General features: G+C 69.3%; 8 protein-coding genes. 4 read left to right on the forward strand and 4 right to left on the reverse strand.

Going from position 1 to position 7,315, the window contains the following annotated elements; translation table 11 throughout:
* The 4 genes from K206_RS44365 to K206_RS0124585 all read left to right on the forward strand — a co-directional run.
* The coding region (locus tag K206_RS44365) for a hypothetical protein (RefSeq protein ID WP_231401666.1) at window positions 1-821 on the forward strand (821 nt) is incomplete at its 5' end.
* Between the two features lie 198 nt (window positions 822-1,019).
* Complete coding sequence (locus K206_RS0124575) at window positions 1,020-1,832, forward strand: MetQ/NlpA family ABC transporter substrate-binding protein (protein ID WP_020205041.1); 813 nt, start codon at window positions 1,020-1,022, stop codon at window positions 1,830-1,832.
* A 44-nt stretch (window positions 1,833-1,876) separates the two neighbouring features.
* Window positions 1,877-2,785 (forward strand): methionine ABC transporter ATP-binding protein, encoded by a 909-nt coding sequence (locus tag K206_RS0124580; RefSeq protein WP_020205042.1) that lies wholly within the window; start codon window positions 1,877-1,879, stop codon window positions 2,783-2,785.
* Complete coding sequence (locus K206_RS0124585) at window positions 2,766-3,422, forward strand: methionine ABC transporter permease (RefSeq protein WP_029044034.1); 657 nt, start codon at window positions 2,766-2,768, stop codon at window positions 3,420-3,422. Before K206_RS0124580 ends, K206_RS0124585 begins: the two co-directional genes overlap by 20 nt.
* Window positions 3,423-3,549: 127 nt before the next feature.
* Here K206_RS0124585 and K206_RS0124590 read toward each other — a convergent pair whose 3' ends face one another.
* The 4 genes from K206_RS0124590 to K206_RS0124605 all read right to left on the reverse strand — a co-directional run bounded on the left by K206_RS0124590 (window position 3,550) and on the right by K206_RS0124605 (window position 6,967).
* Window positions 3,550-4,365: a class II aldolase/adducin family protein gene (locus tag K206_RS0124590; RefSeq protein ID WP_020205044.1), complete on the reverse strand. Its 816-nt coding sequence runs from the start codon at window positions 4,363-4,365 to the stop codon at window positions 3,550-3,552.
* A 246-nt stretch (window positions 4,366-4,611) separates the two neighbouring features.
* Window positions 4,612-5,511 (reverse strand): SDR family oxidoreductase, encoded by a 900-nt coding sequence (locus tag K206_RS0124595; RefSeq protein ID WP_020205045.1) that lies wholly within the window; start codon window positions 5,509-5,511, stop codon window positions 4,612-4,614.
* A 137-nt stretch (window positions 5,512-5,648) separates the two neighbouring features.
* Window positions 5,649-6,209 (reverse strand): hypothetical protein, encoded by a 561-nt coding sequence (locus K206_RS0124600; protein ID WP_020205046.1) that lies wholly within the window; start codon window positions 6,207-6,209, stop codon window positions 5,649-5,651.
* A 17-nt stretch (window positions 6,210-6,226) separates the two neighbouring features.
* A complete protein-coding gene (locus K206_RS0124605) occupies window positions 6,227-6,967 on the reverse strand; it encodes an SDR family oxidoreductase (protein WP_020205047.1) in 741 nt (246 codons plus the stop codon).
* Window positions 6,968-7,315: the final 348 nt, after the last annotated feature.

The raw sequence follows: 7,315 nt of genomic DNA on the forward strand, positions 1-7,315 counted from the left end.
TCGGCGTGGCCGGCGAAGGGCCGATCGAGCCCGCCGCGGCGCTGCCGGCGGCGGCGCAAGGCGTGTGGCTGGCGGCGGACACGGACCCGGCGAATTCGGCGGTGGTGGTGCAACTGGGCACCGATGGCGCGAGCGTGCCGTTCGGCAGCTTCGACGCGGCCTTCGCCAATCCGCGCGCGGATTTCTCGCTGGCCGGTTGCGCGCAGTATGCGGCCAGCACGACCGCGGGGCGCGCTTTCGTGAAGGCAAGCGGCGGCACCGGCATCGTCGCGACGGGCTGGTGTGTCACTTCCGGAGCGTGGTGGTGGCAGCCGGTGGGCGCGGGCGCGACCACGAACGTTTTCCGGGGGGCGTCAATTCTTGATGTGCATCCGTTTGCTGGCGGCGGTGGCTTGGCGATCAGGGCAGATGGATCACGCGACGCAATGCAGTCGAATGGCAGCGAGGCCTCGGTCGGCGGCACCCCGGCATCCCTTGTCTGGGGCGCTGTCTCCCCTGGCGCCACTGACGAAAATGCGCCGCTCTACGGTTATGTGGGCGGAACCGGCATCGTTGTCAGCCGCGGTGTGTTCCAGCCTTATGTCACCCTGGTGCTCCCGGCGCCGCCCCTGCTCAAGCTGAGCGCCATCCCGCATTTCGTGCTGGGCCTCGCGGCGTCCTCGTTGGTTGCCCTCAACACGGACAGCATTACGCTGGCGACGCTCGCGCTGCCGGGCAACGGCACCGGGGCGGATTTCGCGAGCGCTGTCGATGCGAACGGCAAGCTGCGCGTCGCCGTGCGCCTCGCGGACGGCTCGGTGTGGGTCTACGATCAGCCCTGACGCGGGAACGATCGCGGTCCGCGCGCTGTCGCCGGCGCGATGGGCCGCACCCGCGCAGGGGCGTGAATTCCTGATTTGCTAGTGCGGAAATATTCGTGGACCGGGATGCGGGCGGCTGCCTAGACTGCATCCCCTGGCATCGCGCGGCGCCATGCGCGCGCCGCCGCCACCCACGAACCGCACCCAGGCAGACCGCTCATGACCCTGCGCAAGATCCTTTCCACGCTCCTGGCCGCCTCGGCGGCATTCGCCATCGGCGCGGCGCCGGCGCTGGCCGCCGACAAGACCATCAAGGTCGGCGTGCGCGGCGGTGTCGACGAAGAAATCTGGGAAGTCGTCACGCAGGTGGCCAGGAAGCAGGGCCTCAACGTGCAGCCCATCGTCATCACCGGCACCGCCAGCCCCAACGAGGCGCTCAACAACGGCGACCTCGACGCCAACGCATTCCAGCACAAGCCGTTCCTGCGCGACCAGGTCACGCAGCGCGGCTACAAGATCGTGGCGGTGGCCGATACGCTGATCTCGCCGATCGCCTTCTATTCGAAGAAGTACAAGTCGCTCGAGGCGCTGCCGGCCGGCGCGCGCATCGGCATTCCCAACGACCCGAGCAACCAGACCCGCGCGCTGGTGATCCTGCGCGACCACGGCCTGATCAAGCTGCGCGACGGCTTCGATCCGTTTACCGGCACCGCCACGCTGGCCGACGTGACCGCCAACCCGAAGAAGCTGGACCTGGTGGAAAGCGCCTCGGTGGTGCTGGCGCGCTCGCTGCCGGACGTGGACGCCGCCGCGGTGATCAACACCTTCGCCTATCAGGCCGGCCTGATCGCCACGCGCGACGGCATCGCCGTGGAGAAGAAGGAGCACAACCCCTACGTCAACGTGATCGCCGTGCGCGAGCGCGACAAGGCCGCGCCGTGGGTGGCGCCGCTGGTCAAGGCCTACCAGTCGGAAGACGTGCGCAAGTTCATCCTGAGCAAGTACCAGGGCTCGGTGATCCCGGCGTTCTGACGCCGCGGTCTCTCGCCGCCGTTGCCGTTCCAGGAGGATCCACCGTGTCGCAGGCGCCCCCGCAGCCTTCCCCAGAATCGTCCGCGCCGCCGCACATCGTGTTCGAGCAGCTCGGCAAGCAGTATCCCGGCGCGCCGTCCGCCGCGCTGTCCGCGGTGTCGTTCACCGTGGCGCGCGGCGAGATCTTCGGCATCATCGGCCGCAGCGGCGCCGGCAAGTCCACGCTGCTGCGCACCATCAACATGCTGGAGCGCCCGAGCGGCGGCCACGTGCGCGTGGACGGCGTGGACGTGGGCACGCTCGACGAGGACGGCCTGGTGGCGCTGCGCCGGCGCGTGGGCATGATCTTCCAGCATTTCAACCTGCTCTCGGCCAAGACCGTGTTCGAGAACGTGGCGCTGCCGCTGCGCGTGGCCGGCGTGCCGCGCGCGCAGATCGCGCCGCGCGTGACGGAGCTGCTCGAGCTGGTGGGCCTGGCCGGCAAGGCGCAGGTCTATCCGGCCATGCTGTCCGGCGGGCAGAAGCAGCGCGTGGGCATTGCGCGCGCGCTGGTGCAGCGCCCCGAGATCCTGCTGTGCGACGAGGCCACCTCGGCGCTGGACCCGGAGACCACCGAATCGATCCTGGCGCTGCTGCGCGACATCAACCGCCGCTTTGGCCTGACCGTGGTGCTGATCACGCACGACATGGCGGTGATCCGCCAGGCCTGCGACCGCGTGCTGGTGCTCGACCACGGCCACGTGGTGGAGCTCGGCACCGTGGCGCAGGTGTTCGCCCAGCCGCGGGCCGCCGCCACGCTGGCGCTGCTGCGTCCGCTGCGGCTGGCCAGCGGCGTGGCGAGTGTGGCAAGCGTGGCGGGTATCGACGGCGCGGTGCATGCGGCCAATGAGGTCGGCGCCGGCGCGCGCGCCAATCACGAGGAGGCAGCGGACCATGTTCCCGCCATTGGCTGACAAGTATGTGAAGGCGCTGGGCGAGACCCTGCTGATGACCAGCTCCGCCTGCCTGGTGGTGTTCGTGTGCGGCATGGCGCTGGCGATCGTGCTGACGCTGAGCGCGCCGGGCGGGCTGAGCCCGCGGCCGCGCCTGCACCGCGTGCTGTCGGTGCTGGTCAATACCTTCCGCTCGATTCCCTTCATCATCCTGCTGGTGGCCATGCTGCCGGTCACGCGGCTGATCGTGGGCACCACGATGGGCACCTGGGCGGCGGTGGTGCCGCTGAGCGTGCATCTGATCCCGTTCTTCGCGCGCATTGCCCAGGTCAGCCTCAACGAGATCGACCCGGGGCTGGTCGAGGCCGCGCGCGCGATGGGCTGCCGGCGCTGGCACATCGTGCGCCACGTGCTGCTGCCCGAGGCGCTGCCGGGCATCGTGGGCGGCGCCACGGTCAGCGTGATCGCCATGATCGGCTCGTCGGCGATGGCCGGCGCGGTCGGCGCCGGCGGCCTCGGCGACCTCGCCATCCGCTATGGCTACGAGCGCTACGAGACCGCCGTGATGTTCAACGTCATCGCCATCCTGATCGCGCTGGTGACGCTGGTGCAGTTCGGCGGCGAGCGGCTCGCGCGCCGGTTCGACCACCGGCGCTGAGAGATGCCATCAAAATGATCCTGGCGTCGTTGCGCGGCCTTGCCGTACTACTTGTACTGTCCGCGGCCGCGCGCCTGGCCAGAACCGCTTCGCTTCATCTAGATAGCGTCTCTTGGCGAGTTTTTTTCTAGTGGCGGTACGACGGATCGCTGCGGTCGAGCTGGCGCAGCAGCGCGGCCCAGTGCTTGCGCGTGACCGTGCCGCCGGTGTTGCGGATCGCCACGTCGGCCACCTTGCGGGCCACCGCGTCCGGCGCGATGATCAGCGGCGCGCCGCCGGACTGCGCGGCGAGCTGCGCCGCGCACGCGCGTTCCAGCACGTGCAGTTCCTGGAACGCCTGCGCGATGGTCGGCGCGCAGGTCAGCAGGCCGTGGTTGCGCAGGATGAAGACGTTCTTGTCGCCGAGGTCCGCCACCAGGCGCACGCGCTCGTCGAGGTCGAGCGCGATGCCTTCGTAGTCGTGGTACGCGACCCGCCCGAAGAAGCGCATGGCGTGTTGCGAGATCATCAGCAGCCCGTCGCGCTGCGCCGACACGCCGATGCCGGCCGCGGTGTGGGTATGCAGCACGCAGCCCACGTCGTGGCGCTCGCCGTGCAGCGCGCTGTGGATGGTATAGCCGGCCGGGTTGATGCCCAGGCCGGTATCGTCGCGCACGATCTCGCCGTCGATGTCGACCTTGACCAGGTTGGACGCGCCGATCTCGTCGAAGGTCAGGCCGTAGGCGTTGATCAGGAAATGCTCGTCGGGGCCGGGCACGCGCGCGGAGAAGTGCGTGTAGATGTGGTCGGTCCAGCGGAACTGCGCGGCGAGCCGGTAGGCCGCGGCCAGCTCGACGCGCACCGCCCATTCCTGCGGCGAGACTTCGGCCTGCACGGCGGGGAAATGCAGCGAGGGAAGCTCGAGATCCTGCAAAGCCAGCAGCGGCTCGGTGACGGCGTTCATGCGGCGCTCCATGTTGTGGGGGTGGGTGCCGCACATCATACGGCGGCCCGGGCCGACGCGCCAACGCAGCGAAGCACATATGGAAATGCGGGCGCCGGCGTGCCGTACTCCGGCTCCGGGTCCGGCTCCCTCCGGCGCGGCTCCTGCTGGCAGTGAGCGCTGTTTCTCCGCCAGCGCCATTCCCGACCCGCCCGCGCATGCCATCGTGCCGCTGGCCGACGGCGGCGCGCCATCATGCCGTGCCCGCTAGCCCTTGACCGCGGGCGAGAGCAGGTCCCGCAGGCCGATCGCGAGGTACATCTCGCGGCGCATGCGGTCGGCCACGGCGTTGACCACTTCCGCGCCGTCCTGCGACGGATCGACGTGCACGCGGAACGGGCGCCTGCCGAACGGCAGGCCCACCACGCGGACGATCTCGCGCGCCACTTCGGCGGGGTCGGCGTCCTCGGGTTCCAGGTTCTTCAGGCCTTCGAGCGCCTTGCCGGGCACGTCGGCGTAGGGGCCCTGCTCGTATTCGGCGGCCACCGCGGTATCGGCCGGCTTGCCCGAGTGCGCGAAGTGGTTGGTGCCCTTGGTGAAGGCGCCCGGCACCATGATGGTGGTCTCGATGCCCCAGCGCGCCAGTTCGGTGGAGTACGACACGGCCAGCGCGTCCATCGCGGCCTTGGCGGCGAAGTACGGCGCCAGGAACGGCGGCGTGCCGCCGCGCGTGGACGACGAGCCCACCCACACCAGCAGACCCTTGCCCTGCTTGCGCAGGTGCGGCAGGGCGGCGCGGTTCACGCGCTGCGTGCCGAGCACGTTGACGTCGTACTGCTGCATCAGTTGTGCCGGCGTGAAGGCCTCGGCCGGGCCGAACACCATGTGGCCGGCGTTGTGCACGATCACGTCCAGGCGGCCGGCATCCTGCAGGATGTGGGCGACCGCCGCCGCGGGCGAGGTGTCGGACTGCACGTCCAGCTCGACGGTGCGCAGGTCGGCCTTGTTGTCCCTGGACCATTGGGCGATCTCCGCCACGCGCGGGGCGTTGCGGCCCTGGGTCTCGCGCATCGAGGCGTAGACGATGTGGCCGGCTTGCGCCAGCTCCCTGGCGGTCATCAGGCCGAAGCCGGACGAGGCGCCGGTGACGAGGATGATTTGCGACATGTGGGTCTCCCTAGGAGTGGAAATTCAGGAAAGTGGACTATCTGTTGCCGCGGGCGCGTACCCGGCGCGTCTCCGGAGAGACGGCTTCCGCGTGCCCGCCGCCGTTCCGGGCGGGACCGCGCGGAACGGCGGCGGCCTTACTGCCGGAAGATCTTCTGGTAGTACGCCCGCCCCTGTTCCAGATGGGCATCGAAGGCGAAGCCCCGGTCGAGCATGAGCTGCATCTCGCCCTCGGGAATGCGCATGACGTAGCCATGCTCCGTGGCGACCAGGGCGCCGGGCTTGTCCTGCGTCTGGCGGGTGTTGAACCACTTGCCCGGGTCCGCGTGCCCGCTCGGGAACGACTTGCCGGCGTGCTCGACGCGCCATCCGCCGTCGAGCAGGATCCAGTAGTCGGTATCCGTCGGGCCTTGCGGGCCGCGCCTGGACAGCACGGCGCCGGCATCGACCTCCCACTCGCGCGAGTGGTCGATGACCCACTGCAACTGGTCGGTCGACAGCGAAGTAAAGAACGGCGTGTGCCGCAGCAGGTGCAGGTAGGTAACGGATGGGCGCATGGTCATGTTGTTCTCCGCATCGGCCATGCGCGCGCGGCTGCAGGCCGCGAGCGACAGCACGGATGCCAGTACCGCGGCGGCGGCGCGCAGGCGCAGCCGCCACGGCTTCGCCTGTGCGCCGTTGTGTCGGGTTGCCGGCATGGGGCGCGCAGCCGTGCTCAGGCCAGGCCGCCGTTGGCGCGCAGCACCTGGCCGTTGACCCAGGCACCGTCCGGGCCGGCCAGGAAGGCCACCGCGCTGGCGATGTCCTCGGGCTGGCCCAGGCGCTCCAGCGGGGGCATCTTGGAGAAGGTCTGGATCTGTTCTTCGGTCTTGCCGTTGAGGAACAGCTCGGTGGCCACCGGGCCCGGCGCCACGCAGTTCACCGTGATGCGGCGCCCGCGCAGTTCCTTGACCAGCACGCGCGAGAACGCTTCCACCGCGGCCTTGGTGCCGTTGTAGATCGCGTAGCCCGGCAGGTTCAGCGCCAGCGTCGTGCTCGACAGGTTGATGATGCGGCCGCCGTCGTTCAGGCGCGCGGTCGCCTCGCGCAGCGTGTTGAACACGCCGGTCACGTTGATGCTGAAGGTCTGGGCGAACACCTCGTCGGTGGTCTGCGCGAACGGCATGGTCTTGAGGATGCCGGCGTTGTTGACCAGCACGTCGATCTTGCCGAGCTTGCTCTCGACCTCGTCGAACATGCGGCGCACGTGGTCGACCTTGGACACGTCGGCCTGCACGGCGACGGCCTTGACACCGGTCTGCGCCAGTTCGGCGACGAGCTTGTCGGCCTCACCGGGGTTGGACACATAGTTCACGGCAACCGAGAAGCCATCGGCGGCCAGGCGGCGGGCGATGGCGGCGCCGATGCCGCGCGAGGCGCCCGTGACCAGGGCGATACCGTTCTGTTTGTCGGACATGGTTTCTTGCTCCTTTTCGTTCAGGGGGATGCACTACGGAGATCATGATATTGGTTGCCTTGGGGAAAATAATTGTCTGGCAATGATTATTAGTGTTCCATCTGCATTAACAATACGGGATGTGGAGGGCGTGACGGACCGGTTTCGGAACAGGCGGGGGGTTTGGCGCACATGGCGGCGCGCGGGGGTGTTTCCCCTGGTCGGGAAAGATCGGCCCCGATGTGTCACGCGCGGCGGCGTGCCATGCGTGTTGCCGGAAGATATCGGGAAGGCCGACGGGGCGGCGTCTGGCAACGCCATGCCGGGGGAGGGGGCTATCGGTGAATCACGGCATGCGGCCCGCCCCTG

Origin of the sequence: Cupriavidus sp. WS (assembly GCF_000395345.1) — a bacterium.
In the GTDB taxonomy this organism is placed as follows: domain Bacteria; phylum Pseudomonadota; class Gammaproteobacteria; order Burkholderiales; family Burkholderiaceae; genus Cupriavidus; species Cupriavidus basilensis_B.

Coding starts and splice junctions, on each gene's coding strand:
- K206_RS0124575 (WP_020205041.1), top strand. CDS start 1,020: ATGACCCTGCGCAAGATCCTTTCCACGCTCCTGGCCGCCTCGGCGGCA.
- K206_RS0124585 (WP_029044034.1), top strand. CDS start 2,766: ATGTTCCCGCCATTGGCTGACAAGTATGTGAAGGCGCTGGGCGAGACC.
- K206_RS0124590 (WP_020205044.1), bottom strand. CDS start 4,365: ATGAACGCCGTCACCGAGCCGCTGCTGGCTTTGCAGGATCTCGAGCTT.
- K206_RS0124595 (WP_020205045.1), bottom strand. CDS start 5,511: ATGTCGCAAATCATCCTCGTCACCGGCGCCTCGTCCGGCTTCGGCCTG.
- K206_RS0124600 (WP_020205046.1), bottom strand. CDS start 6,209: ATGCCGGCAACCCGACACAACGGCGCACAGGCGAAGCCGTGGCGGCTG.
- K206_RS0124605 (WP_020205047.1), bottom strand. CDS start 6,967: ATGTCCGACAAACAGAACGGTATCGCCCTGGTCACGGGCGCCTCGCGC.